Source organism: Hyphococcus flavus (genome assembly GCF_028748065.1).
Lineage (GTDB): Bacteria > Pseudomonadota > Alphaproteobacteria > Caulobacterales > Parvularculaceae > Hyphococcus > Hyphococcus flavus.
In genome coordinates this window covers 2,935,878-2,960,673 of sequence record NZ_CP118166.1, presented here as the reverse complement: position 1 = coordinate 2,960,673, position 24,796 = coordinate 2,935,878, and the positions used below count along the sequence as shown (strand labels likewise).

Annotated in this window: 19 protein-coding genes; 9 read left to right on the top strand and 10 right to left on the bottom strand. The window is 53.1% G+C overall.

What is annotated here, in order from left to right:
• Positions 1-20 precede the first annotated feature (20 nt).
• Complete coding sequence (locus PUV54_RS14165; RefSeq protein WP_274492919.1) at positions 21-2,189, top strand: ComEC/Rec2 family competence protein; 2,169 nt, start codon at positions 21-23, stop codon at positions 2,187-2,189.
• Here PUV54_RS14165 and lexA read toward each other — a convergent pair.
• The 4 genes from lexA to PUV54_RS14145 form a co-directional block, all read right to left on the bottom strand.
• Positions 2,186-2,905: a transcriptional repressor LexA gene (lexA, locus tag PUV54_RS14160; RefSeq protein WP_274492918.1), complete on the bottom strand. Its 720-nt coding sequence runs from the start codon at positions 2,903-2,905 to the stop codon at positions 2,186-2,188. The two genes, PUV54_RS14165 and lexA, sit on opposite strands and share 4 nt — an antisense overlap.
• A 140-nt stretch (positions 2,906-3,045) precedes the next feature.
• Positions 3,046-3,843, bottom strand: a complete 798-nt coding sequence (trpC, locus tag PUV54_RS14155; protein WP_274492917.1) for an indole-3-glycerol phosphate synthase TrpC — start codon at positions 3,841-3,843, stop codon at positions 3,046-3,048.
• Entirely contained in the window at positions 3,840-4,859 is a 1,020-nt protein-coding gene (trpD, locus tag PUV54_RS14150) for an anthranilate phosphoribosyltransferase (RefSeq protein ID WP_274492916.1), read from the bottom strand. Before trpD ends, trpC begins: the two co-directional genes overlap by 4 nt.
• A complete protein-coding gene (locus PUV54_RS14145; RefSeq protein ID WP_274492915.1) occupies positions 4,856-5,437 on the bottom strand; it encodes an anthranilate synthase component II in 582 nt (193 codons plus the stop codon). The genes trpD and PUV54_RS14145 overlap by 4 nt, the downstream gene beginning before the upstream one ends.
• A 145-nt stretch (positions 5,438-5,582) precedes the next feature.
• Between PUV54_RS14145 and PUV54_RS14140 the strand changes: the two genes are divergently transcribed.
• Positions 5,583-6,635 carry a divergent polysaccharide deacetylase family protein gene (locus PUV54_RS14140; protein ID WP_274492914.1) on the top strand — a complete coding sequence of 351 codons (1,053 nt, stop codon included), beginning with the start codon at positions 5,583-5,585 and terminating at the stop codon, positions 6,633-6,635.
• Positions 6,636-6,641: 6 nt separating this feature from the next.
• On the opposite strand, the gene PUV54_RS14135 is transcribed toward PUV54_RS14140, so the two are convergent.
• The 3 genes from PUV54_RS14135 to PUV54_RS14125 all read right to left on the bottom strand — a co-directional run bounded on the left by PUV54_RS14135 (position 6,642) and on the right by PUV54_RS14125 (position 12,011).
• Entirely contained in the window at positions 6,642-8,480 is a 1,839-nt protein-coding gene (locus PUV54_RS14135; protein WP_274492913.1) for a DUF885 domain-containing protein, read from the bottom strand.
• A gap of 114 nt (positions 8,481-8,594) precedes the next feature.
• Positions 8,595-10,097 carry an anthranilate synthase component I gene (gene trpE, locus PUV54_RS14130; protein WP_274492912.1) on the bottom strand — a complete coding sequence of 501 codons (1,503 nt, stop codon included), beginning with the start codon at positions 10,095-10,097 and terminating at the stop codon, positions 8,595-8,597.
• 15 nt (positions 10,098-10,112) lie between these two features.
• On the bottom strand, positions 10,113-12,011 hold the full coding sequence (locus PUV54_RS14125) for a peptidylprolyl isomerase (RefSeq protein ID WP_274492911.1): 1,899 nt from the start codon (positions 12,009-12,011) through the stop codon (positions 10,113-10,115).
• Positions 12,012-12,178: 167 nt separating this feature from the next.
• On the opposite strand from PUV54_RS14125, the gene tpiA reads away from it, so the two are divergent.
• The 5 genes from tpiA (at position 12,179) to mfd (ending at position 18,588) form a co-directional block, all read left to right on the top strand.
• Positions 12,179-12,907 (top strand): triose-phosphate isomerase, encoded by a 729-nt coding sequence (gene tpiA, locus PUV54_RS14120; RefSeq protein WP_274492910.1) that lies wholly within the window; start codon positions 12,179-12,181, stop codon positions 12,905-12,907.
• A gap of 22 nt (positions 12,908-12,929) precedes the next feature.
• A complete protein-coding gene (locus tag PUV54_RS14115; protein WP_274492909.1) occupies positions 12,930-13,868 on the top strand; it encodes an alpha/beta fold hydrolase in 939 nt (312 codons plus the stop codon).
• Complete coding sequence (locus PUV54_RS14110) at positions 13,865-14,131, top strand: FAD assembly factor SdhE (protein WP_274492908.1); 267 nt, start codon at positions 13,865-13,867, stop codon at positions 14,129-14,131. The genes PUV54_RS14115 and PUV54_RS14110 overlap by 4 nt, the downstream gene beginning before the upstream one ends.
• Before the next feature lie 50 nt (positions 14,132-14,181).
• Positions 14,182-14,982 carry a hypothetical protein gene (locus PUV54_RS14105; protein ID WP_274492907.1) on the top strand — a complete coding sequence of 267 codons (801 nt, stop codon included), beginning with the start codon at positions 14,182-14,184 and terminating at the stop codon, positions 14,980-14,982.
• A gap of 90 nt (positions 14,983-15,072) precedes the next feature.
• Complete coding sequence (gene mfd, locus PUV54_RS14100; RefSeq protein ID WP_274492906.1) at positions 15,073-18,588, top strand: transcription-repair coupling factor; 3,516 nt, start codon at positions 15,073-15,075, stop codon at positions 18,586-18,588.
• Here mfd and PUV54_RS14095 read toward each other — a convergent pair.
• Positions 18,557-19,909, bottom strand: coding sequence for a diguanylate cyclase domain-containing protein (locus tag PUV54_RS14095; protein ID WP_274492905.1), 1,353 nt, complete (start codon positions 19,907-19,909; stop codon positions 18,557-18,559). The two genes, mfd and PUV54_RS14095, sit on opposite strands and share 32 nt — an antisense overlap.
• Before the next feature lie 37 nt (positions 19,910-19,946).
• Positions 19,947-21,707, bottom strand: a complete 1,761-nt coding sequence (locus PUV54_RS14090) for a D-alanyl-D-alanine carboxypeptidase family protein (RefSeq protein WP_274492904.1) — start codon at positions 21,705-21,707, stop codon at positions 19,947-19,949.
• Between the two features lie 164 nt (positions 21,708-21,871).
• Here PUV54_RS14090 and PUV54_RS14085 point away from each other — a divergent pair, with 164 nt between their 5' ends.
• Together PUV54_RS14085 and PUV54_RS14080 are read left to right on the top strand one after the other, a co-directional pair.
• Positions 21,872-22,615: a histidine phosphatase family protein gene (locus PUV54_RS14085; protein ID WP_274492903.1), complete on the top strand. Its 744-nt coding sequence runs from the start codon at positions 21,872-21,874 to the stop codon at positions 22,613-22,615.
• A 93-nt stretch (positions 22,616-22,708) separates the two neighbouring features.
• On the top strand, positions 22,709-23,563 hold the full coding sequence (locus tag PUV54_RS14080; protein WP_274492902.1) for a hypothetical protein: 855 nt from the start codon (positions 22,709-22,711) through the stop codon (positions 23,561-23,563).
• Here the strand turns inward: PUV54_RS14080 and PUV54_RS14075 are convergent.
• Complete coding sequence (locus PUV54_RS14075) at positions 23,560-24,795, bottom strand: RNA polymerase sigma factor (protein WP_274492901.1); 1,236 nt, start codon at positions 24,793-24,795, stop codon at positions 23,560-23,562. The two genes, PUV54_RS14080 and PUV54_RS14075, sit on opposite strands and share 4 nt — an antisense overlap.
• Between the last annotated feature and the right edge of the window lies 1 nt (position 24,796).

Genomic DNA, 24,796 nt, shown 5'->3' with positions numbered 1-24,796 from the left:
GCCTGATCCAGAACTAGATCATGACCGCTGAAACTTTCGGCGAAATAGCGGATTATCCCTCTAAAAGCAGGATGCGGAGCGCGCCATCCTTAAGGCGGGCCTTATTTCTCATTGGCAAAAACGCGGCGGTTTGGGCCAAGGCTGACCTGTCTCGTATAACCCTCTGGTCGCCAGTCGCTATTGCCCTGGGGGTCGGTCTTTACTTCAGTCTGAAGTCTGAACCTGGTTGGCAAGTTGGGGTAACATTCCTATTCGTCTCTCTATTAATCGCTTTTCGGATAGCACGGTTGCGGCTCATCGCGTCCGCTTTTGCGCTTGCCGCCCTTGGGTTTGTCGCTGCTGACTGTCGGACGTATCAGGTCGCGGCCCCGCAGCTTTGGCGAGATATCGGAATCGTCGAAGCAACCGGTCGGCTGGTATCCGTTGAAGAAAGTGAGGCGCGTCGCCGTTATGTGATTGCTCTCCATTCAATCGCAGGGCTTGCACCCGAGGATACTCCGGCGCGGGCGCGCATTACCTGGCGCGGAGAAGGATTTGACGCAGCACCAGGCGACGTGATTTCCATTCGCGCCGGACTGTCCCCACCGCCGCCGCCAGTCGCCCCAGGCGCGTTCGACTATGCAAGACAGCTTTATTTTCAGCGGATTGGCGCAGTTGGTTTCGCTGTTACTGCGCCGGAAGTCATAGAGACATCAGGCAAAACAGCCGGTCAAAAATTCATGGGTTCTGTTGAGACCATGAGATTCAACCTGTTCAAACGCATTACGACAGCCGCGCCGAGCGAAGGCGGCGCTATCCTTGCGGCGATCGTTACCGGCAAAAGGGACGCTATATCTGAAAGTGCAGAGAACGCGTTAAGGGATACTGGGCTTGCGCACTTGCTTGCGATTTCGGGCCTGCATATGGGTATGGCGACCGGGTTGATATTTTTTGCTGTTCGTTTTGGGCTGGCTGCCTCTGAAACGCTCGCGTTGAGGTACCCGATCAAGAAATGGGCTGCCATCGCGGCGCTGGCCTCCGGTTTTTTCTACCTGATTTTATCCGGAGGCGGATGGTCTGCGCGGCGCGCATTCATTATGGCGGCGATCATGTTCGCCGCGATACTAGTCGATCGCCGCGCACTGTCGCTACGAAATGTAGCGATAGCAGCGATTGTCATTTTACTGACGACGCCGGAGGCGTTGTTCCATCCCGGGTTTCAGATGTCTTTTGCTGCTGTGACGGCGCTGATCGCTGGCTATGAATGGTTTGGAAGACGCGCCAGCCCAGACCGAAACTTCAATGCGTTGGCCAAGACAAAACGCTATGTCGTAGGGCTGGCCGCCACAGACACAATTGCCGCGCTCGCTACGGCGCCATACGCGCTTTATCACTTCAATCGTGTTGCGATTTATTCGCTTCCGGCGAATGTAGCCGCTATGCCGTTGATGGGGTTCTGGATCGTCCCAGCGGCGATTCTGGCACTGCTGTTATCTCCGTTCGGCTGGGATGGCTGGGCCTGGCGGTTTGCGGCGTCGGGCATGGATTTAGTCTTGCTGATTGCCGGAAAAGTGGCGTCATGGCCCGGCGCTGTTTCTCTCACCGCGCAGTGGCCTCTGGCTGCGATGCTTGCATTGACAGTGGGCGGTCTGTGGCTGTGCTTATCGCGCGCGCCATGGCGGCTGGCAGGGATTGCCGCCATACCTCTCGCCATGTTGATGGTCAGCAAAACCCGTCATCCAGACCTTTTTGTATCCGCAACAGGATTAAATGCGGGAGTTGTTTTAAGAAATTGGTCTGACGGCGAAACTATAGCTGTATACAATACCCGCCGAGAAAAGTTTGCCGCATCAATCTGGGAAGAGTCAGTTGGGTTTGATCCATTAACGACTAAACCAATATCTATGCAGAGTATTTATGCATGCGATGAAGGTGGCTGTATTGCCGAAATTGGCGGGGAGGGATCAGCGACAGCTGCGTTCGTAACCGACAGGTCAACGCTGGCAGAAGACTGCGTCCGTGCTGATCTCGTTGTGGCGTTTTTCCCCGTCAGTTCAAACGATTGGCGCGATTGCGAAGCGGTTTTCATCGACAGACGCTCGGCCTGGCGCCGCGGCGCGCATTCAGTAAGGGTCAAAGGCGACGGCGCGATAATCGTAAAGTCATCTGCCTCCGTACGCGGCGATCGCCCATGGACGGGCGGCGGCTAGTGATACCGGCGCATCAGGCCAACCAGCTTGCCCTGCACACTGACGCGGTCGGGGCCGTAAATGCGGGTCTCGAAGGCTGGATTGGCGGCTTCCAGGGCAATGGACGCGCCTTTCTTGCGCAGGCGTTTCAGTGTTGCTTCTTCATCATCCACGAGCGCGACGACAATCGAGCCGTTTTCCGCACTCTCGCATCGTTTGATGACGACAAAGTCGCCATCCTGAATGCCGGCATCAATCATCGACTCCCCTTGCACTTCAAGGATGTAATGATCGCCCTTGCCGATAAACGCCTCTGGGGCTGAAAACCGATCAACCTCGTGCTGGATCGCCTCGATCGGCGTGCCAGCAGCAATTCGTCCTAGAACCGGCAGGTCAACGACGCCTTCATGCGGTGCAGATCGCGACGGTTCCCGCCCCGCCCTCCCGCGATTGAAGTCTGCATTGACCACAGCCGGCTTAAATCCGCGCTGCTCAGGGCTCGGCGTCGCATCGACCTTGGCGCCATCGGGCATCTTTAGAACTTCAAGGGCTCTTGCGCGGTGAGGCAGACGGCGAATAAACCCGCGCTCTTCAAGCGCCGTGATCAGACGGTGGATACCGGATTTCGATCTGAGATCCAGCGCTTCTTTCATCTCGTCAAACGAGGGCGAAACACCGGTTTCCGAAAGCCGGTTATTGATAAAAATCAGGAGCTCATGCTGTTTTTTGGTGAGCATTTTAGCCTCCGGTTTTCGCGTTCTGGTTGCGCAGTGCGATTTAGTGATCAACGAGCGGCTGCTTGCATGACCGAAACGACAAAAGAACAAAACGACAACGATGTTCTATGGTTGTTCTAATTGGTCGTCAACACCTGACGCTAAGCGGAGGAAATTGGGGTCAACAGACGTCGAGTCGCAGTTTCAACGTCACCCTGTCGCATAAGGGTTTCACCAACTAGAAATGCTTTGGCCCCATGGCTTGAAAGCTGGATCAGATCCTGATGGGTCGAGATACCGCTTTCGCTGACAAGAAGGGTCGATGAAGGAGCGAGGCTGGAAAGTTCTGAAGTTACACTAAGAGAAGTCTCAAAAGTGGATAAATTACGGTTATTTATTCCTATAAGATGGGAATTAAGCTTAATAGCCCGCTCCATCTCATCACTGTTATGCACTTCGAGAAGGGCGTCCAGCCCCAATTCTTTTGCGGCGGCTGTCAACTCAGCAGCAAGTGTATCGCTCACACAGGCCATGATGATGAGGATGCAATCAGCGCCCCAGGCGCGAGCTTCCGCAACCTGATAGGGATCAATCATGAAGTCCTTACGCAGGATCGGCAGCGAGACGGCGCTTCGAACCTTCCGTAAATACTCAGGCGACCCTTGAAAGCTGGGGCTATCGGTAAGTACCGACAAGCAGGCTGCGCCGCCAGCGTCATAGGCTTTTGCGATTGCAACTGGATCGAAATCCTTGCGGATCTGGCCTTTCGACGGGCTCGCCTTTTTTACCTCAGCAATGAGCGCAAACCCATGTGCGGCTTTTGACTCCAGCGCTTGCTTAAAACCGCGTGGCCTAGACATCTCTTTGGCTAATGCCTCGAGCGAACTCAGTGGAACATCGGCTTTCGCTACAGCGACTTCAGTTTTTTTGTAGGCGATAATATCGTCGAGAATGGTCATACGAAGCCGTTTGAGTATTTGACGAGCTTTTCCAAAGCTGACTTGGCGGCGCCAGTATCAATCGCCTTTTCAGCCATGCGAGCGGCGGCATTGATATTCGGCGCCTTATCGGCAACCACCAAGGCTGCTGCAGTATTGAGTACAGCAATATCTCGATAGGGACCTTTGTCTCCGTTCAGCAGCCTTAAGATCGCGTCGGCGTTTTGTTGCGGTTCGCCGCCAACCAGATCTTCCGGTTTTGCATTCGGCAGCCCGGCATCCTCCGGCGTTACTTCGAATTCAGTGACAGCCCCATTCTCGAGCGCCGCAACATATGTGGGCCCGGTCGTTGTCAGTTCATCGAGCCCGTCTGAGCCGTGAACGACCCACGCCCTTGTAACGCCAAGGTGAGGCATCACTTCGGCAATCGGTCTGACGAGGTCGCGGGCGAACACGCCCATCACCTGGCGTTTTGCGTTCGCCGGGTTGGAAAGCGGTCCCATGACGTTAAAGATTGTTCTGACGCCAAGCCCTTTGCGCGCGGCGGCTACATGCCGAACCGCCTTATGGTGAAGTGCAGCGAACATAAAACCGACATTGGCGTTATCGATACAGGCGCGGATTGTTTCCGGCGTGATATCCAGCTTTACCCCTAACGCCTCCAGCACTTCCGATGACCCGGACTTTGACGATGCGGCGCGGTTGCCATGTTTGGCGATGCGCACGCCGCAGCCCGCAGCAATTAAGGCGGCAGCCGTAGAAATGTTATAGGTTCCTGCGCCATCTCCACCCGTGCCACAGGTGTCCAGAACGTCTTCGGGCGCGTCGACACTGAGTGCGAGATCACGCATGGTTTGCGCGGCGGCAGCGATTTCTTCAACGGTCTCACCGCGTGTTCTGAGCGCCGCCAGAAAGCCTGCAATTTCGATGTCGCTGGCGTTGCCTGAGAATAATTCAAGCATGGCTTCGCGCATCTCGCTCGCATTAAGCGGCGCGCCTGAAATCGCCCGGGCGAGGTGTTTATTGAACTCGGTCATTGCGTTCTGATTATTTTCAGAAAGTTGCCAAAAAGCTTGGGACCATGTTCTGTAGCAATGCTTTCTGGGTGAAACTGAACCCCCATGATCGGTAAATCGCGATGAGCAATAGCCATGATCTCTTGATCGTCTTCTGATCTTCCAGTGATGACCAGCTTTTCTGGGATACACGAGCGGTCAGCCACGAGTGAATGATACCTTGCGGCTGTAAAAGGCGAGGGCAGGTCAGCAAAGAGCCCAATTCCCTCGTGCGTTACTCCACATGTCTTGCCGTGCATCAATTTTCCTGCATGTACGATCTCCCCTCCAAAACTTTGCGCAATTGATTGCATGCCAAGACAAACCCCGAAAATCGGCGTACGCGTGTCTGCAGCAGCGCAGACGAGTTCTAGACAGATGCCGGCCTCGTTAGGGGTGCGGGGTCCTGGGGACAAAACGATGGCTTCCGCCCCAAGGCTCAAAGCCTCTTGCGCCGTTATGGCGTCATTGCGCATAACACGAACTTCTTCCTCCAACCCGCCGATCAGATGGGCCAGATTGAAGGTAAAGCTGTCATAATTGTCGATCAGCAAGATCATGCGGCCCGAGAATCAGCGATATTACTCATGTTTTCATGGTTTAGCGCTGCAGGCGGCGGACGCAAGCGTTGCGAACTCTGCTAGGCGGTAATTCGGGAATTTGACAAGCGCCTGATCGGGCGGGTGCTGAAAAAAGCGGGCGACAATGCTCAAACGGTGGCGCAGAAAAGTCTGGAACCAGAAAAATCCGCGGATGCGGCCAGGCGCCTATGCCGGTAATGCCGGGATGGTCGCAACCGTCGCCGTAGCCTTTGCCGGTCTGCTGGCTGGCGCCGTCGCAGCATATGTAAGCGAAAGAGGGGTGTCCGCCTCTGCTTATTCTACCGGTTATAGTGAAAAGAAAGCGCCAAATTCTGTCCTGGCGATGGATCGGAAAGCTGAGGCGGCGCGCGCTGAAGTTGTCGCCGGCATTCTCTCTGGCGAGCGCCCGCCCGAACGGCTTATCGCGCCGTCAAATTTCATGAAACTTCAGCCAGAAGCGGTGTTGCCTAAAATTATTCTTATTATGGATGATATGGGCGTGGACAAACGCATGACAGAGCGGGCGATCGCATTGCCTGGCCCTATCACCTATTCGTTTCTTCCCTATGCCCGGAACGTGTCGTCAATGGTTGAAACTGCCAGGCTTGCTGGTGGAGAGATTATGCTCCATCTGCCGATGGAACCACGTGGCGATGCTGACCCCGGACCTTATGCCTTAAGAACCCGCATGACCGGCGGCGCTTTCATTGACAATCTTGAATGGAATCTGTCTCGCTTTGACGGTTATGTTGGCGTGAATAACCATATGGGGTCAAAATTGACCTCTGATGTCGCAGCTATGAAAACCCTAATTGCCTACTTAAACCGGGAAGGTCTGTTTTTTCTGGATTCTCTGACCACGAATAAGACCATGGTCCGCGCAGCAGCGCGTCAAATCGGGGTTGATGTTTATTCAAGAGATGTTTTTTTGGATGATGCTGTCGGCAATGTGGAATCTATAAAAACACAACTTGCATTAGCGGAACGTATTGCGCGGGAAACCGGTTATGTCGTCGTGATCGGTCACCCTCGCAAAGAAACGCTGGATATTTTAGGGCCTTGGCTTGCTAGCGCGCCAGTTCGCGGGATGGAGTTGGCCTTTGCCAGCGAGTTACCGGGAATAATCGCTTCAACACAGCCAGCAACGATGGCGCAAGCGCCATCGTTGAGGTTTTAGGTCGCTCTATTCCGCCTTTTCTCGAGCGATATATGCGTCAACCAATTCGTCCAAAATTGGCAGAGCGACCGCGCCGTTTTTCAATACGACATCATGGAAGTCACGGATGTCGAATTCATCCCCGAGCTCATTCATCGCCTTTTCTCTGAGGTCGAGGATCTTGATCATCCCGATTTTGTAAGACAGTGCCTGCGCCGGAATATCGATATAACGCTCGACTTCTTTCGTAGCTTCCGTTTCCGTCATCGGATTATTGTCGAGCATGAACTTGATCGCTTTTTCACGCGTCCATTTTTTAGAGTGAACGCCGGTGTCTACAACGAGTCGTGCAGCGCGAAGCATTTCGTTTTGCAGCCGCCCGAAATCCTGCATCGGGTCAGTAAAACGACCTTTTTCCTTTGCTAGCCGTTCAGCATATAGACCCCAGCCTTCCGAATAAGCGCCGAAGAACGCAAATTTCTGGAACATTGGCACACCTACAAGTTCCTGCTGGATTGCAAGCTGAAAGTGATGACCGGGCGCGCCTTCGTGATAGGCGATGGTCTCCATCTCGTGCTTTTGCTTTTTCGTCATGTCCTTAAGGTTGGTGTAGTAAATCCCCGGACGTGAGCCGTCAGGCGCCGGACGATTGTAAAAAGCGATCGGCGCGGTTTCTTCGCGCCATTCCTCTACCGCGCGGACTTCAAGAGGCGCTTTGGGGAGCACGTTAAAATACTGATCGACATCCTCATAGATCGAGTCGATATAGCCCTTGGAAGCATCAAGATACGCTTGTTTCCCTTCAGGCGTGTCGGGAAAAAAGTTTGACGCATCTGTTCGAAGAAAGTCGAAGAACGCGGGCAGATCACCATCAAACCCAACCTCGTTCATAATGGTCGCCATTTCGCCGCGTATGCGTTTGACATCGGCAAGACCAATCTTGTGTATTTCACTTGCTGTCAGGTCAGACTCTGTCGTCCAGAATTCAATTCGGTTTTCGTAGTAAGCCTTGCCATCCGGCAACGCCCAAACGCCGTTTGGTCCATGAGAATCTTCTCTAAGCTCTTCAATCCTGGCGACGACTTTTTCTATGGAAGGTTTAAAGACATTGTTGAGTGCATTTTCAGCATCAGATATGAGACGCTGTTTTTCTCCGGCATCAATTTCAAGCGCGTTAACTTTTGCTTTGAAGTCGGAGAACAGCGCAGCTTCATTTTCTGAATCCTCAAAGGGCGCCCCTGTAATCAGGTTTCGGGCATCCTTGATGACAGGGTCAAATGAGAATGAAGTCGGCACGATATCGCGTTCAGCCGCCATATCTATGCCTTCGATCAACTGTTCGGTGGCCGTTGCCAGATTATTGATGCGGGAAATATATGCTTCGGCGTCAGAGACGTCATCAACTCTATGTATATTCTGTAGAAACGTAACTGGGAAGGTCAGCGGATTGTTCATGGTTGAGAAGGCGTAACCATGAAACCGGTATTCATGATCTCGGATTGCGCGTTCTTGCAGAAACTCAAAAATGCGATAGCTCACCCGTGATTGTTCTGTGAGGTTCTCAATATTGAATTCGCCGCGTAGACGTTCCAGATCACCGACAGTCTGTTCATGATCGCGAACCGCTTCTGCGTCTGAGAAATCATCCCATTCGCCATATCTGTCACCCTTCATGCCAAGCTGGGCCTGAAACATCGGCGACTCGGATAGTTCTCGCTGAAAAATTTCTTCAAAAAAAGCTGACAGACGAGCGTCCTCAGATTGTATAGTTTCTTGCGCCTCCTGTGCGACGGCTAGTGACGGCGCGCTCAGTGATATAAGCGCCAGGGCAGTTGTTGCAGACAATAGGTGTTTGAGTGATTTCATCTTGATCCCCTTCAGACCTTGATTTGAACACTATGGTTTCACGCACATTCTAGCGATTTCTGGCTCAAGGGAAGCAGAGGGTTTGTCGCGGATTAAATACGTCTCATCGCAAAATCAGGAGTGATTGCGATTCAGCGCAGCATCTGCGGCGGCGAAAAGTGCTTTTGCTTTGTTTTCGCATTCATTTTGTTCAGCGGCAGGGTCGGAGTCGGCGACGATTCCGGCACCGGCCTGAACATGCATGACGCCGTCTTTCACTATGGCGGTTCTTAAAGCGATGCAGGTGTCGACATTGCCGTTTGCCGAAAAATAGCCGATTGCACCTGCATAGACGCCTCGTGGAGATTGCTCGAGTTCGTCGATGATTTCCATGGCGCGGATTTTGGGAGCACCTGAAACAGTTCCGGCGGGAAAACCGTTAACAACAGCGTTGACTGGATGTTCGTCGTTACGCAACGTCCCAACCACATTAGAGACGATATGCATGACGTGGGAATAGCGCTCAATCTTGAACTGATCAGTAACGCGGACACTGCCGATTTCGGCAGAACGGCCAACATCATTGCGCCCTAGGTCAAGCAGCATCAAATGTTCCGCCCGTTCTTTTGGATCGTTGAGTAACTCTTTCTCCAAACGCAAATCATCTTTTGGTGTTTTCCCGCGTGGGCGTGTGCCTGCGATAGGTCTGATCGTGATTTCACCATCACGAACACGTACTAGAATTTCGGGACTTGAACCGACAATCGCAAACCCGCCTAACGAAAAGTAGTACATGAAGGGCGACGGATTTGAGCGCCGTAAAGCTCTGTAAAGTTCAAAGGGCGGCGCGGAAAACGGTCGGGAAAACCTTTGGCTTAATACGACTTGGAAAATGTCACCGGCACGAATGTAGTCCTTCGCGCGCTTTACCATGTTCACATAGTCAGATTGTTTAGTGTTTGATTGATGGTTCGTGTTCCGGGCAGCCTCGGCAGGTTCTGTATTAAGGTGTGAAAGCGAGGATTCAAAACGCGCAACACAATTTTCGAGCCGCTTGGAAGCTGTCTCATAAGCGGATATGGCCGAGACGCCTGTTTCCGGTCGTACAGGTGAATAAAGCAATATTTCTTGCTTCACATTGTCGAATACAGCGATGATAGTAGGACGAATGAAAATAGAATCGGGCGTATCCAGGCCGCCGGCAGGTTTATCACCTAGCGATTCTACCTGACGGATCATGTCGTACCCTAGGTAACCAAAAACGCCTGCGGCCATCGGCGGTGCGTTTTCTGGCGGGGCTAAAGCTGACTCCGCCAATAGCGCTTTCAGGTTATCGAGCGGTGCGCCATCTTGACGCTCAAAGTGCGCGCCGTCAGACAAGGCGTTACGGTTGATTTCTGAATATTCACCGCAACATTTCCAGATGACATCGGGTTCAAGTCCGATGATTGAGTAACGTCCCAGTTGTTCGCCGCCTTCGACGGATTCAAGCAGGAATGCATTGTCGGTTTTTGTAACGAGTTTGAGATATGCCGACACTGGCGTTTCAAGATCGCCTACCAGCGTACGTTGCAGGAGTTGTGGCTTACCCGACTGATACGCTGCTTCAAAATGCTTGAAATCGGGTAAGGCCGTCAATGTCGTTTCACTGTCTTAAAGGCTGTCATTAAACAGCGCGTCGATCTGAGACTGGTTTAACTTAACGCCGTAGTCTTCGCGCAAGCTTAACACAAACGCTTCTACAAGTTCCTGATCGAGTTGATAGCCAATCATCTGTTTAAACTGATCAACCTGTTCCGGCGGTATTGTGCTCGGAGCGTAGCCGATCTCGCGGATCTCTGCGACCACTTGAGTGCCGGAGTTGCCGACTTGTCCGGAAATTACATCATTTAAATCAGCGAAGAAAATGCTGTCGTTGAAGCTCGCGGAAATAACATCATTTTGAAACCTGCGGTCGATCACGGTGACAATCGGCGCGCGGTTGAATGTATCGGCCACATCCTCAAGGCTTTCGCCAGCTTCAACACTCGTGCGAATGCTCGTGACGGTTTGAGAAATACGATCGCGCCGTTCCTGATTGCGCCAGCGCTCTTCAACTTCATCACGCACATAATCAAAGGGCTTAAGCGCCGGCGGCGTGATTTCTTTCAGCCCAACAATATAGTAACCATCATCTGAGCTTAGACGAAGCGCCTCGCTCTGGTCTCCTTCTTGAAGAGCAAACGCCTCTCGCAACACATCGCCCGGGACTTTGTCGATGATTGCGCCCCCGGGAGAAAAACTCACACGATCGATCGGCCCCACGGTTTCGACAGAAAAGCCGGCGGCTTCCGCGGCATCTGCGAGGGCGGCGCCTGTGTCGCGCACTTCTTCGATTTCATCTATCGCATCAAGCATCCGACGGCGGACGTCCTGCGCCAGATAATCTTCCTCAAGCTGGTCTCGAACTTCTTCGAAAGTCGTCGTTTCAGCAGGGATTAAGCCAGCGATCTGAATAACAGTCCAACCGAAAAGCGATTGAATAGGGTCTGTAATTGATCCTTCTTCAAGGCCGTCAGCGAAAGCAGCTTCTGCAACGCTTGGGTCAAGGATGTCGCTTCTTTGCGCTTCCGGAAAGGTTGCGGCTTCAAGGCTCATGCCTTTTTCACTGGCGATGTTTTCAAACGGCGTACCCGAACGGAGCGATGCCACGGCGGCAAGCGCTTCGGCCTCGGTTTCATAGGTGACTTGATAGATTGTCCGCCGTTCTGGCTTGTCATAAAGTCGTTCCTTGCCAGCGTCATATAAACGCTGCAGCTCTTCTTCCGGCGCCTCTAGATCTTCGCGGAAATCAGCAGAGCGCAACAAAAGCATATCGAACGTGCGATACTCTGGCGCTGTGAAGGTACTCTCATTCTGTTCATAAAAAGCTTGAAGATCATCCGGGCCTGGTTCCGCCGCTACGCCGGCCATCTCATCGGTAACCGTGAGGTAAGCAATGCGACGACGCTCTGTCTCGCGAAGAAGAATGGCGTCGACAAAGGGATCAGCCGCCGGCGCGCCAGCGGCTATGGCTTCGATTAGCTGCGCGCGTTGCAGGTCTGCCTTTATCTGACGTTCGAATTCTTCAACTGTAATCGAATTCCCATAAAGAATGCCTTCAAGTGTCGCTCTATCGAATTGGCCAGTGGCGGGGTTTTGGAAAATCTCGTTTTGCTGAAGATAATCCCGTACTGCTTCGCGCGGCATGGCGAGGTTCATTTTATCAGCGAACTGGGTCAACACGGATCGCGTTGCGATCGTATCAATAACCTGATTGGGCATGCCGTTCGCAATCGCGTCTTCCCTCGAAAGAGAACCGCCGGATTCACGGCTTTGACGCTGAAAGACCTTGTTAAACTCAGTTTGAATGTATTGCTGCGAGAAATTCTTGTCGCCGACTTTAAGCGTTGAGTTTGAGGCAAAGATTTGGGATGCGCTGGGCACGCCCCACAGCGCAAATGCAAGAATCAACAAGATGACGACCAGCCATGCAATTGGGCCTTTGAGCGTGTTGCGTACCTGACTGAGCATCTTTACTCCTTGATTTTCATACCCTTATTTCAGGGCGTCCCTGTAGCTTTCGGCGCGTAACCTAGTCGCGCCCAAGCCTCGCGACAAGAGCATCCGCGCCTCTACTGGACAGGCCAGCGGGCATCGCTTACTCCCCGTAGACCCATTCTCATCACAGGAAGGACGCCATGAAGCCGCTAATCGCAGGCAATTGGAAAATGAACGGTCTCCAGGCTGCACGCTGTGAGATCGAAGCGTTGATAAGGAAATTCGCCGGATCGGCGCCTGATGACCGGGATGTTCTGATCTGTCCGCCAGCGACTTTGCTGGCGAACTTCGCCAGCGAGTATGCGGATGAAGCAATCCAGATCGGTGCGCAGGACTGTCATGCGGAAACGAGCGGCGCACATACGGGCGATATCAGTGCAGAGATGCTGGCTGATGCCGGCGCCGCCTATGTAATTGTGGGCCATTCGGAGCGACGGGCCGATCATGGCGAGACCGATCAGGTCGTCATGTCGAAAGCCCAAGCCGTTTTGCGTGCCGGGCTGACGCCAATCATCTGTGTCGGTGAAACACGAGAACAGCGCGAGGCCGGAAAGGCTTTGGACGTGGTCGGCACACAGCTTGCCGGTTCGTTGCCTAAAACGGGTGAGGAGATAGTCGTTGCCTATGAACCGGTCTGGGCGATCGGCACTGGCCTCACGCCAACGCTCGAAGACATTGGCGAGATGCATGATTTTCTTCGATCAAAAACCCCGGTGAACACAAGATTACTCTACGGAGGTTCGGTGAAACCGGGTAACGCGAAAGAAATTTTGGCAGTGACCAACGTCAACGGCGCACTCGTCGGCGGCGCCAGTCTGAAAGCGGATGATTTTTATCCGATTGTTCAGGCATCAACAGGTCAGATGTAGGAGCAGTGAAGGCGGCATGCGGATGAGTTTGGTCATCTTAGCAGCATTGTTGCTCATTTTGTCCGGTGTCTCGGGGTGCGCAAGCTGGACTGCGGAGCGCAAGGCGCCGCCAATCGGGGCATTTATTGAAGTAGGTGACGAGCGCATACATGTGGTTGATGCCGGGCCACGCAACAGCGACAAGCCTCCGCTCATTCTTATACACGGCGCCAGTGTAAATCTGCGCGACATGAAACTGGCCCTTGGCGATACTCTATCCGCTGACCGCCGCGTCATCATGGTTGACCGCCCTGGGCGAGGGTACTCGACGCGCAATGGGCAGGGACATCAGCTTACGGTTCAGGCAAGCGCGATCAAGGCTGTCGCGGATGAACTCGAAGTCGAAAACCCGGTCGTCGTTGGGCAAAGCTTCGGCGGCGCCGTCGCCCTTAACTACGCGCTGCAGTACCAAGAAGAAATGAGCGGTCTCGTTCTGTTGGCGCCGGTTAGTCACGAATGGCCCGGCGGCGTTGCCTGGTACAATAATGTATCCAGTTGGCCGGTCGCAGGCTTTTTATTACGCAGATTGTTAGTGCCGATCTACGGCCAGTTAACAGCGGAGAAGAACATCAATGGTTCGTTCGCGCCAAATGCTGCGCCTGAAAATTACTATGAGAACTCAGGGCTTGTGCTTTTGTTTCGGGCGAGAGATTTCAAGGCAAATGCATCCGATGTCTCAAATCTTAAGGATCAGATCCTTAAACAACAGGACCGTTATGGTGAATTACGTTTACCAGTATCTGTTGTAACAGGAACCGCTGACACCACGGTCAGTCCTCAAATACATTCAGCACAATTGGAGCAGGATATTCCAGGCGCCACGCTGACTTTACTACCTGGTACGGGGCATGCTCTGCATCATGTGGAAACGCAAAAGATTATCGACATTATCAACTCGATGTCTGAACAGGCGATCCCATGACAGATGCTATTGAAAAACTGCGAAAGCGGCTTCTTTACCTTGCAAGCTACCGTGGATTTAAAGAGGCGGATTTGCTCATCGGCGGCTTCGCCAAAGCGCACTTGCCGGAAATGAGCGAGAATGAACTCGCTGAATTTGAAACGCTTTTACAGATCAATGATCGAGAGCTTTATGCTTACGCGACCGGGAATGTGCTGGTTCCGGCTGAAATCGACGGCGTTGTTATGACGAAGCTCAAAGCGTTCAAGCTTGCCGCCGTTTAGGGCTTGTTAACTTAACGCAATGGCAACTGGCGGGCGCTAAAACCCTTGCCATGAAACGACTGTCTAGCCTTTTTCTGATCCTGAACCGCAAGAGTCTGATCATCAGCCTTCTGGCCGTGGCGTCAACGTGGCTAAGCCTGAGGTTCAACATCGTTGCGGATTTTCCCCTTACACTGATCTCGACGGCTGTCGTGTTTCCGATCGTGTTCTCAATCGGGCATGCCTATAAGCGCCGGGAGAATGCGCTTGATGATTATGGGACGATCAAAGCCCATGGACGCGCAATATTTTTCGCTGCGCGCGACTGGCTGCCGGATCAAAGCCCGGCAAGACTACGGCATGCCGAGCGGGTGCTGAAAGAGCTTCTGGTCAGTTGCCGCGATATGTTCAAAAGCCCTCTGTCAGAAATGCCGGAATATGAAAAACGCGTTTACGCGGCGTTTTCCAGCTTATCGTTATTTGTGAAACGAATGCGTGAAGATGGATTGGCTTCGGGTGAGTGTTCCCGCTGCAATCAGTATATTTCAAAAATGGTGGTCTCTTTCGAAAGTATCAAGCACATTTACCAATATAGAACGCCGCGCACATTACGGGCGTTCAGTGATTTTTTTATTGTAGTATTGCCGTTGCTGTACGGTCCTTACTTCGCCCATGAGGCGGCGGCATACGCGCCGGCGCTGATGTATGTGATGCCGGTGCTGTTTGCGCTGATCCTAGTTGGGCTTGATAATATTCAGGACCATCTGGAAGACCCGTTCGATCAGATTGGTGAAGATGACGTCGCCATCAACGCGGAAAAATTCGTTGATCTGCTCTCCTGCGGCGGGGAAGAGGTGCCAAAGGCAGCTTAAAAAGTTGCCTAACTAAGCCTTGACGCCTAAATCCCATCTGGAACGCGATCGCCAAATCCGGCGACCGCGCATTTCGCGTTGAGGAAAAGTATGGCGGACGGCGCAAAAACTATGGTTTCAGGGGTGGTGGCGATCAGCGCCGAGGAAGCATGGACGCAAGATGGCACCCTTGATGTTTATGGCGCGCCGGAGGGAGCGGATGCGCTGGCTGTCGCCGATGCAGCACGCACGAGCGGCGATATCGTCCTCCATATTGCCCGCGACGGCGCACGAGCGGCCGCAATGGCGCAGAGCCTCAAATTTTTTGCACCAGAAATTCCGGTGATCGAATATCCTGCCTGGGATTGCCTTCCTTACGATCGCGTATCGCCATCACCTGCGTCGACGTCAAAACGTATGGCGAGCCTCTCCGCAATTCTGAAAAGGGGGCCCGGTGCATTCATTGTCATCGCATCGATTAACGCAGCAACCCAAAAAACGCCGCCACGAGAAATTGTCGAGAATGCAACGCTGAGACTGTCCCCGGGGGAAATAATGGAGATGGAGGCTCTTAACCGCTATCTCAGTGCGAACGGGTACGCACGGTCTTCAACAGTCCGCGAACCAGGTGAATATGCCGTACGCGGCGGGCTGGTCGATATCTTTCCGCCGGGTGCTGATGAGCCGGTCCGTCTCGACTTTTTTGGCGACACATTGGAAAGCATACGCGCTTTTGACGCCGCAACGCAACGGACGACGCGTCAGCTTTCTGGCTTCTCACTCGCTGCAGCGAGTGAAATCTTGTTGTCTGATGAGACAGTCTCACGGTTTCGAAAAGGCTATGTTGCTACGTTCGGACCCGCAGGAGACGATCCCCTTTATGAAGCGATCAGCGCAGGGCGCATGCATGCTGGTGCCGAACACTGGTTGCCGCTGTTTTATAAAGAAATGCATACGCTCTTTGATTTTGTCGGCGATGCTCTTGTATTTACCGATCACCTCGCAGGGGAGGCAACGGAAGAGCGCCGTTCTCAAGTCGCGGACCATTTTGAAGCGCGTGCAGAAGATACTGCTATAAAACGCCCTAAAAACAGTGATTTTTCCGCACCTGTTTACAGGCCGCTCGACCCTTCAAAACTCTATCTGACGGAATCAGAATGGAATGAAAAGCTGGCAATCACTAATTTGCGCCCACTTTCGCCATTTGCGCCGCCGGTAAATGTTCGCGCCTTTAACTTTGGCGCCAAGGTCGGTCGCAGTTTTGCAGCTGAGCGTTCAGCGGAAAATATCAATGTCTTCGATGCTGTAAACGCACATGCGGTAAAACTCGCTGATCAGAACAAGAAGGTGATCATTTCATGCTGGTCCGAGGGTTCAGCAGACCGCATGCGGACGGTGCTGAGCGACCACGGCGCGAAAAACATCTCTCATATTGAGAACTGGAGCACGGTTAACTCAATAACTGAAACAATTGTCACTGCCGTGCTGGGGCTTGAGAGCGGATTTGAAACGCAAGATGCGGCGTTTATTTCAGAGCAGGATATACTGGGTGATCGCCTTGTTCGGCGAGGGCGAAAGAAACGCGCAGAAAACTTTCTTTCCGAGGCCTCGAGCCTGTCATTAGCAGACCTGATCGTTCATGTGGAACACGGCATTGGTCGTTATCACGGGCTGAAAACACTGGAAGTGCAGGGCGCCCCGCATGATTGTCTGCACCTCGAATACCATGGCGGCGATAAACTTTTTCTGCCGGTTGAAAACATTGAGCTCCTGTCGCGCTTTGGATCAGACGACGCTGGCGTGCAACTCGACAAGCTGGGCGGCGCAGCCTGGCAAGGGCGAAAAGCGAAGATGCGTGCGCGCATCAAAATGCTCGCTGAACAGCTCATTGCGATAGCTGCGAAACGCGCCATGCGCAGTGCTGACGTCGTGTCGCCGGGCAGTGGTCCGTACGACGAGTTTTGCGCTCGTTTTCCTTATGCAGAGACTGAAGATCAGGAAAATGCAATCGCCGACGTAATTGAGGATTTTGCCAAGGGACAACCGATGGACCGCCTAGTGTGTGGGGATGTGGGTTTCGGTAAAACCGAGGTGGCGTTGCGCGCCGCCTTTGTCATGGCGATGACTGGCCGACAGGTTGCCGTGGTAACGCCAACAACGTTGCTCGCACGTCAGCACTACAAGAACTTTTCCGAGCGCTTTAAAGGATTTCCGCTTAAAGTCGCGCAACTTTCGCGCATGGTTTCGACAGCGGACGCCAAGGCTGTGAAAGACGGCGCTGCCGCAGGAACCGTCGATATCATCATCGGCACCCATGCATTGCTGCAAAATACGATAAAGTTTCGTGATCTTGGTCTCGTCATTGTCGATGAAGAACAGCATTTTGGCGTGAAGCATAAAGAACGCCTCAAAGAGTATCGCGCTGATACTCATGTGCTGACGCTTACGGCAACGCCGATCCCTCGCACGCTGCAGCTTGCCATGAGCGGCATTCGCGATCTTTCCTTGATCGCTACGCCGCCTGTTGACCGTCTTGCCGTCCGCACCACTGTCGGTCCGTTCGATCCTGTGGTGGCGCGGGAAACATTGCTGCGTGAACACTATCGTGGCGGGCAAAGCTTTTATGTGGCGCCGAGAATCGCTGATCTCGATGATATTGCTGAATTCTTGAGCGACGAACTTCCGGAACTGAAATTCAAAATCGCTCATGGTCAGATGGGTTCCGGCGAACTTGAAGACATCATGACGGCGTTCTACGAAGGCAAGTTTGACGTGCTTGTTTCTACAACAATTATCGAATCTGGCCTCGACATTCCCACCGCGAATACGATGATTGTTCACCGCGCCGATATGTTCGGTTTAGGCCAGCTATATCAACTCCGCGGTCGTGTTGGACGATCGAAACAACGCGCCTATGCTTACCTGACCGTAAGCGCGCGCAAGAAAATGACGGATGCAGCGGAACGGCGGTTGAAAGTTATGCAGTCGCTCGACACGCTCGGCGCCGGTTTCACACTGGCGAGCCACGACCTTGATATTCGAGGCGCGGGTAACCTTCTCGGGGAAGAACAGTCGGGTCACGTCAAAGAAGTTGGCGTTGAACTGTATCAGCACATGCTTGAAGAAGCTGTCGCCGAATTACGCGAGGGGAGCGCTGTAAGCGATGAACAATGGTCTCCGCAAATCAATATCGGTACGACGGTGCTTATCCCTGAAACTTATGTAGCCGACCTAGATGTACGCATGGCGCTCTATCGCCGCCTTGGCGACGTCACGTCTCAGGAAGAGATAGACGGCTTCGCGGCGGAGCTTGTCGATCGTTTCGGGCCGATGCCTTCCGAGGCGGAACATCTTCTGGAAATCGTTTCCATCAAAAGCGTTTGCCGGCAAGCTGGCATTGCTAAGATCGACGCCGGTCCAAAAGGGGCGGTCATAACGTTCCATAAAGACCAGTTTGCAAATGTCGCAGGGCTTATTGAATTTGTTTCGAGTTCGCCACTGGACGTGAAACTGCGTCCGGACCAGAAGTTTGTTATTCGTCAGGAATGGGCCGGGGAAAAAGCGCGGCTCAAGGGCGCCAAGAGAATTGCCGATACTATTGCGTCAATTGTTGCGAAAGCGGCTTGATCGATTGGGCTTCCTGCAAGCCTTTCAAGGCAAGCGCGACGCATTCTTCTATACAGTGACCGGCAGGTCTTGCAACGGCAGCAATGTCCACCTTAACGCCGTAATGCAGTTTATCTCTTTCACCTTTGAAGGCAGTATTCTCCATTACGCCCCTGATGCGAAGCGCGGTCTGTCGCGCGTCATGCTCGGTTGTTGCGGGCGCAAGAACAAGAAATGAATCGGGGGCTATTCTCGCTGTCGTATCTTCAGCGCGCGTCACTCGGTTGATGATCTTTGTTGCCTGATGCTGGGCGCTACGACTGAAAGGTGACTCGTTATTGTCTAGTGCGGAGGCATTGATTTTGATGGCGATTAACGCCAGCGGACGACCGGACTGATCGGCGCGCCCGCAAATACGCGCCCCATGCTCTGAAAGAAACAGTGATGTAAAGGCGCCTGAGGACTCGTCCCTGATCGATTGACCGGTGCAGGCATTTAAGAAACGCCGCATAGTTTTTAAAAGACGCGCTCTACGCGCAGCCGTCTGACACTTCGGTAAAAGATCCGAAGCGATGTGACGCATTAAAATGAAATCGGAAGCCCCGCGAGGAACAAAGTCTTCTGCGTAGTCGACGTCAAGCAAAGGGTAAATTACCGGCAATGCATTGTGTTTGGGATGACGCCGTAATGCTTTGGCGAGGCTCATCAGCGGGTCGCTTTCGCGCGATGGCAGGAAGATCGCACAATCAAATCGTGAGGTTTCAATTGCGCGCATGGCCTGTCCAGCTGAGAACACACACATGCACTGCTCGCTTTCCGGGCGAAGGGCGTTGATAGCCGTTAATGCGGCGGGGCCGGCCTCTCCCGCGATCAATACACGCAAACCTAATGGCGGTGCCGCGATTGGCGGAAACTCGCTAAGGCGATTGAGTGTCGCAAGTGTTTTCAGTCGTTCGCCAGCTTCCTCAGCCACATTTCTTAGCCGTAATAGATGCCGGCATTTTGCGATTAAAGCATCGGGCTTTGCGCCGATACAGACGACTTCGCCATGTCGCCGCAACGCCATTCTTGCCGTATCGTTCAGATAGGGATCGACCACAATGAGTATGGAAGATTCAGGCGACTTACGTCGTAGTAGAGCGGTAATCGACTGGGCTTTTTTTACGGAAACATTCTTACCACGAAGATCGATCAGGCTAAGATCGGCGCCATAAGCCTCATCAAGGCGCACAAGAGCGTACCCTGAAACGGAAAATGCTTCCGCTAGTGCGGCGAAGTCGCTTTCTTCGCCGCCTACATAAGCAAAGCGAGCTTTGGGGGTCGGTCGATCTTGCCCGTGCATGAACCCATCCGGCATTCGGCGTAAGAGCCGTTCATTATTATCGACGCGGCTGGCGCGTTACCGGTAATTTATTCAAGATACGGGCCGAATTATCGCCTTCATCTTCAGGTTGAGTCTCAACAGATTCATTCAACGAAACGGTGGTTAATGGCTTGCTTGAAAGACAGATGTCTTCTTCGCCAATGGTCGGGAAAATTCCATTGGCGGCGCGTTCTTCATAACATGGCAGTGCGGCAAGAAACTCCTGAGGCTTATGGTGCGGCCCGGCTTCACGATAAAGATGCGCGGTTCGAACGCCCACGTACCGCCAATGCCATGGCTCATAAGGGTCATCGCCTGGCAGGTAATTGTTTTCAGGCGGGTAGGACAGAATAAAACCAAACCGATAAGCGTTTTCTTCAAAGCACTGAAAACTCCGATCACTTTGGCGCATGAACCGGTCGTTAACATTAATATCTGCGGCAAGCCCCGTCTGGTGTTCGGACATCCCCGGCGGTGTAACCGTGCCTCGGTCGAGATTGCGTTCATAAAGAATACGTTGCGTAGCGTAAGAACGATATCCAGATCGCAACGAAATACGTTCGCCGGATTCTGACCGACACAAGGAAATCAATTGCGCCAGGCGGGCCGGCATGTTGGCTTCACGAGGATCAGCGTTTTGATCGCCGGCTAGCCGTAATTTCATTTCATCAATGTTGGGAGATTTGCTCGTTGGAATGGAGAATTCAGCAGCGGAGACGAGATCGCCCGGTGCATAGTTTGATTGCAGAACAAAGTTTTGGGAAACTGGGCGGTTGATGTCTTCGCGCCGGTCGCGTTCCTGATTGGCCGAATAGCGCTGGGCGCCGAAAGCATCCCTGAACAAACGCCGCATGTGTTCTTGTAATGCTTGTGCTTCTGTCAAGCGGCCCTGTTTTTCATAAACGCTTGTCAGCAACTTGATGTATAGGCTGAGATCAGGGCTGTTTGCGCCTTTAACCTCTTCCTGAGCGTGAAATGCATCGAGGTAAAGTTTTTCGGCGTCATCGAGACGACCCATACTTGTATAAACCGGCCCAAGGACCAGCGTTAATTGGACAGTATCCTGATGATCGCCACCGAGAAGTTTTTCGCGTATATGATAGGCCGATGACAGCAACCCGGCTGCGGCATAGGCGCCATCATTTTGCATAGTGAAGAAAGCGCCAAGAGACGCCATGTGATTCGCAACAGCAAGCTGTTCTTCGCGAGAGCCTGTTGAGGGAATATAAGGGCGTGCGTAATTGACGGCTTCTGCAAACAGACTGCCCGCGGCGCTGGCTCTCGAAACGTAATAGGAGCTCAATGCATCCGGATCTTCGCCAATGCCGCGAGACGCATCATCGCCTGCCAGTTCGAGGAAAGAAGCGTATATTGCGACGGCGGTTTCTATATCGCCGGATAACAACGCCGCATTTGCGAGTTTGTCTTCGTAACGGGCTCTTTTTCGGTCGGAATAGGTGCGAGCTGTATTTGTGGCCAGGGCGTCACGATAAAGCACTGTCGCGCGTTCATACTTCTTGCGTGCAAACTGTGCATCCGCGACCTGAAGCATGGTGGCCGCAAGGTCTTCCGCTGTTTCGCCTTCATGGGAACGAAGCCTCAGGGCGCGTTCCCCATGGATTGCAGCGCGCTTTTGCGCATTATGTTCTAAAAGCCAGTCGAATCGCGCCTGCGCCGCTGCTGGATCTACCCGGACAGCAACATTAAAATAGGCGGAATAGGCAAGCGCCAGGACCAAAAACGCCCCGGCTAGATAAATCGGCGAACGCAACGCCATTGCCCCTTGATAACCCCTCTTGGCCCCAAACTACACGATGCGTGACTTTATCACCCGTTGCTGCGTGAAGCGAGCCTTTCAGAAGAATTTTCCAGAAGCTGGTGTCTTGTCATGGTTTTCGCTAAGGCGGCGGATATTTCCATTTATGGTTAAGGGATTAGGCGATGAAGGGTTCGGGAAGGCGGCGAATTTACCTCATGCGGCATGGGCATGTGGATTATTTTGCACCGGACCTGACCGACCCGAGGCAGGTGCCGCTGACAGAGGAAGGGCGTGAACAGGCGCAAACAGCCGGCCATGCGCTGCAGCATGCTCATTTTGACATGGCGGTTTATTCGGGCCTTCCCCGAACGCGCGAGACTGCGAAAATAGTCCTGTCGAGCAACCACTCAGCGCCTGATCTGGTGGCTTTCGAAGGCCTTGAGGAGGTCAAAAGCGGTTGGATCAAGGCCACAAGCCGTGAAGAGCTGGCTGCGCGGTTAGCCTACAGTTTTGACGAGGCGGACGCCCCCGGCGCACGGTTTCTTCCCGATGGGGAGACTTTTTCAGAAGCTCAGGGCCGAATAACGTCCGCTCTGGAGGACTTGGTTCTCGGCCATATTTGGCGCTCCGCCCTGGTTGTCGCTCATGAAGGCGTTAACCGGATAATTCTTGGTTGGGCTTGCGGCGGCGGGCTCGCTACGATCTCTGCTTTTGAACAGGATCTGTGTTGCATCAATCTATTAGACGTCGATGTGACGCCTGCCGAGAGCGGAAATGGTCTACAGATCGAGCGCGTGGCGATTAAAGCGTTGAACATGACTGCGCACGATTACGTGAAGAAAGGCTTGGATCGATCCAGCCTGGAGCACCTTTTCGACGTTGATTTTGGCGGTTTGCGTCCCAAAAAAGACTGGGCGGCGGAATAACACAAATATGGCCATCCCATTTGGCGCCTTAATCCTTTCGCATTTTTGTGGTTAACTCTCAGTTTGGGGATATCCACGCGAGGGAGAAGTTGGATGCCGTATGGTGTAAAGCGCGGCGTTAAAACGCCAGGAAATTTCACAGCCGGTGACATGATGGGATTAGCCTTATCGGGCTCAGCTGGCATTATTGCGGCGCTCGTTACGGATTACCAACAGTCCGGAGAAGCATCGGCGCTTTTCACAATCAACCAGTGGGTCGTACAGCTCGGTAGTATTCTTGGCTTTACCGACATTCCCTTATGGATGGTCGTTGTGGGCATGACTATGGTCGGCGCAGGCTCCGTATTTTATTTTCAGCCGATCACCAGGCAAGGCGCATTTGCGCAAGGTTTTGGTTTGCTCGCTGTCTTGATGACCGCAGTGCCGGCAAATCTCGCCAGCGGGCTGCAAGGCATCAATGATACTTTGCCGGGGTTGGAGACGGTTTCGACCACGAGGGAAGCCTCAGTCGAAGCGAAAGTCCATAAAGCAAGCTATTCGCCACAAGGAACGGTAACGCTGGTGCAGGATCGTGATGGTCCGTCGATGTACGACGTACATCTGACTATCAATTTTCCGAATGGTATTTCTGATCAAGTGAGCACGATGATCCGCCGCGGCGAGTTGCGCGGCAGGCTACATAACGAAGACACGAACCAGACCTGGGATCTTTTTAAATCAACTGGCGGGACTGTGAGACAAAGCGGCAATTCGCTTGTGATTCATGCCGGCGTTCCTGCCCGCTCGCAAAACGCGCAATTATGGGTGCGGATCGAGGCGAAAGGCTACGCCATACAAATTCAGTCCTATTCCGCATCTTTGAGTGATGTTGTCGAATGGGATATCGAAATGGTTCCCTCGAGCACGCCTTTGTTTATTCAACGCCTAGGTAAGAGCTACTGGTTCTAGTTTCCAACAACTAAATGGCGTTTTTTCTCCTGAAGAAAGCGTCTGACGGATGCGTCAGATGCAAGGCCGATGGCACGGTCATAACAGGCCGACGCTTTAGTTGTATTCCCCAGGCTCATCAAAATATGCGCACGAACAGCCCAAAAAGGTTGGTAGTTGGTGATCTCAGCATCATCCAGAAGATTAAGACAGTTGAGTGCTTGTTTGTACTGTCCGCTATTGGCGAGTGCCGCCGCAAAACCAACGTGAGCACCTAGACTTGGCGCAATTTCCAGTAGTCGCCGGTAAAGAAGAACGACGTCTTCAGAAACGTCTCTGCCTGTGAGGCGCGAATTCGCATGGGCGGATTGAATGGCGGCCTCAAGTTGATAGCGGCCCGGTTTTTTTAAAGACCATGCGCGCGCCAGCGCCTCTTCCGCTTTCTCAATAAAGGACAAACCCCATTTTCTCACGTCCTGCTCTTCAAGCGGCACATAAATATCGTTATGTCTGCGTGCTTCGCGCCGAGCCTCAGCGTGTAGCGTTAAAGCTAACAGTCCCCAGACCTCTGCTTCATCAGGTGCGAGCTTTGTGAGTAGCGTTGCGAGAAATATGGCCTCATGAGCAAGGTCGCTTGATCCTTCGTCCGCGCCGTCAAAATCGTTCCAGCCGGTACCGAAAGCGGCGTAGATGGAATCAAGCACAGCGTTTATGCGTTCGGGTAACACCTCGATCGCCGGCGTTTCAAACGGGATCCTGGCGTCTTTTATTTTGCGTTTCGCGCGCACCAGCCTGGCGCTCATGGCTTTTGGCGAAATCAGAAAGGCTGAGGCAATACGCGCCGCATCAAGGCCGAGCACAGTCTGAAGCATAAGAGGGGTACGGACGCTCGCATCTATGGCTGGATGTGCGCAGGCAAACATGAGTTCCAGGCGCTTATCGGGTATGGAGCGTTCAGAATTCGCCTCATCTTCAGTTTCTTCTGCTGCAAGCAGGAGTGCTGAAACCGCTTCCACACGTGTTTTGTTTTTTCGGGCTTGATCAATCAGCTTTCGCCGCGCTGTCGTTAAAATCCATGCTTCGGGCGAGTTCGGCAGACCTTTTTCCGGCCAGTTTTCAAGAGCGGCGCGGAACGCATCGGCAAGGGCATCTTCCGCCGCCGCTACGTCGCCGGTTCTTGCGGATAGCCATGCAAGCAAACGGCCGTAGGATGCGCGGGCGGTTTCTTCGGCAATCGCCCGCGCGTCAGCCATG

Bases quoted from the DNA above. Each gene is read 5' to 3' on its own strand.
- PUV54_RS14165 (WP_274492919.1), top strand. From the start codon at position 21: ATGACCGCTGAAACTTTCGGCGAAATAGCGGATTATCCCTCTAAAAGC.
- lexA (WP_274492918.1), bottom strand. From the start codon at position 2,905: ATGCTCACCAAAAAACAGCATGAGCTCCTGATTTTTATCAATAACCGG.
- trpC (WP_274492917.1), bottom strand. From the start codon at position 3,843: ATGACCATTCTCGACGATATTATCGCCTACAAAAAAACTGAAGTCGCT.
- trpD (WP_274492916.1), bottom strand. From the start codon at position 4,859: ATGACCGAGTTCAATAAACACCTCGCCCGGGCGATTTCAGGCGCGCCG.
- PUV54_RS14145 (WP_274492915.1), bottom strand. From the start codon at position 5,437: ATGATCTTGCTGATCGACAATTATGACAGCTTTACCTTCAATCTGGCC.
- PUV54_RS14140 (WP_274492914.1), top strand. From the start codon at position 5,583: ATGCTCAAACGGTGGCGCAGAAAAGTCTGGAACCAGAAAAATCCGCGG.
- PUV54_RS14135 (WP_274492913.1), bottom strand. From the start codon at position 8,480: ATGAAATCACTCAAACACCTATTGTCTGCAACAACTGCCCTGGCGCTT.
- PUV54_RS14125 (WP_274492911.1), bottom strand. From the start codon at position 12,011: ATGCTCAGTCAGGTACGCAACACGCTCAAAGGCCCAATTGCATGGCTG.
- tpiA (WP_274492910.1), top strand. From the start codon at position 12,179: ATGAAGCCGCTAATCGCAGGCAATTGGAAAATGAACGGTCTCCAGGCT.
- PUV54_RS14115 (WP_274492909.1), top strand. From the start codon at position 12,930: ATGAGTTTGGTCATCTTAGCAGCATTGTTGCTCATTTTGTCCGGTGTC.
- PUV54_RS14110 (WP_274492908.1), top strand. From the start codon at position 13,865: ATGACAGATGCTATTGAAAAACTGCGAAAGCGGCTTCTTTACCTTGCA.
- PUV54_RS14105 (WP_274492907.1), top strand. From the start codon at position 14,182: ATGAAACGACTGTCTAGCCTTTTTCTGATCCTGAACCGCAAGAGTCTG.
- mfd (WP_274492906.1), top strand. From the start codon at position 15,073: ATGGCGGACGGCGCAAAAACTATGGTTTCAGGGGTGGTGGCGATCAGC.
- PUV54_RS14095 (WP_274492905.1), bottom strand. From the start codon at position 19,909: ATGCACGGGCAAGATCGACCGACCCCCAAAGCTCGCTTTGCTTATGTA.
- PUV54_RS14090 (WP_274492904.1), bottom strand. From the start codon at position 21,707: ATGGCGTTGCGTTCGCCGATTTATCTAGCCGGGGCGTTTTTGGTCCTG.
- PUV54_RS14085 (WP_274492903.1), top strand. From the start codon at position 21,872: ATGAAGGGTTCGGGAAGGCGGCGAATTTACCTCATGCGGCATGGGCAT.
- PUV54_RS14080 (WP_274492902.1), top strand. From the start codon at position 22,709: ATGCCGTATGGTGTAAAGCGCGGCGTTAAAACGCCAGGAAATTTCACA.
- PUV54_RS14075 (WP_274492901.1), bottom strand. From the start codon at position 24,795: ATGGCTGACGCGCGGGCGATTGCCGAAGAAACCGCCCGCGCATCCTAC.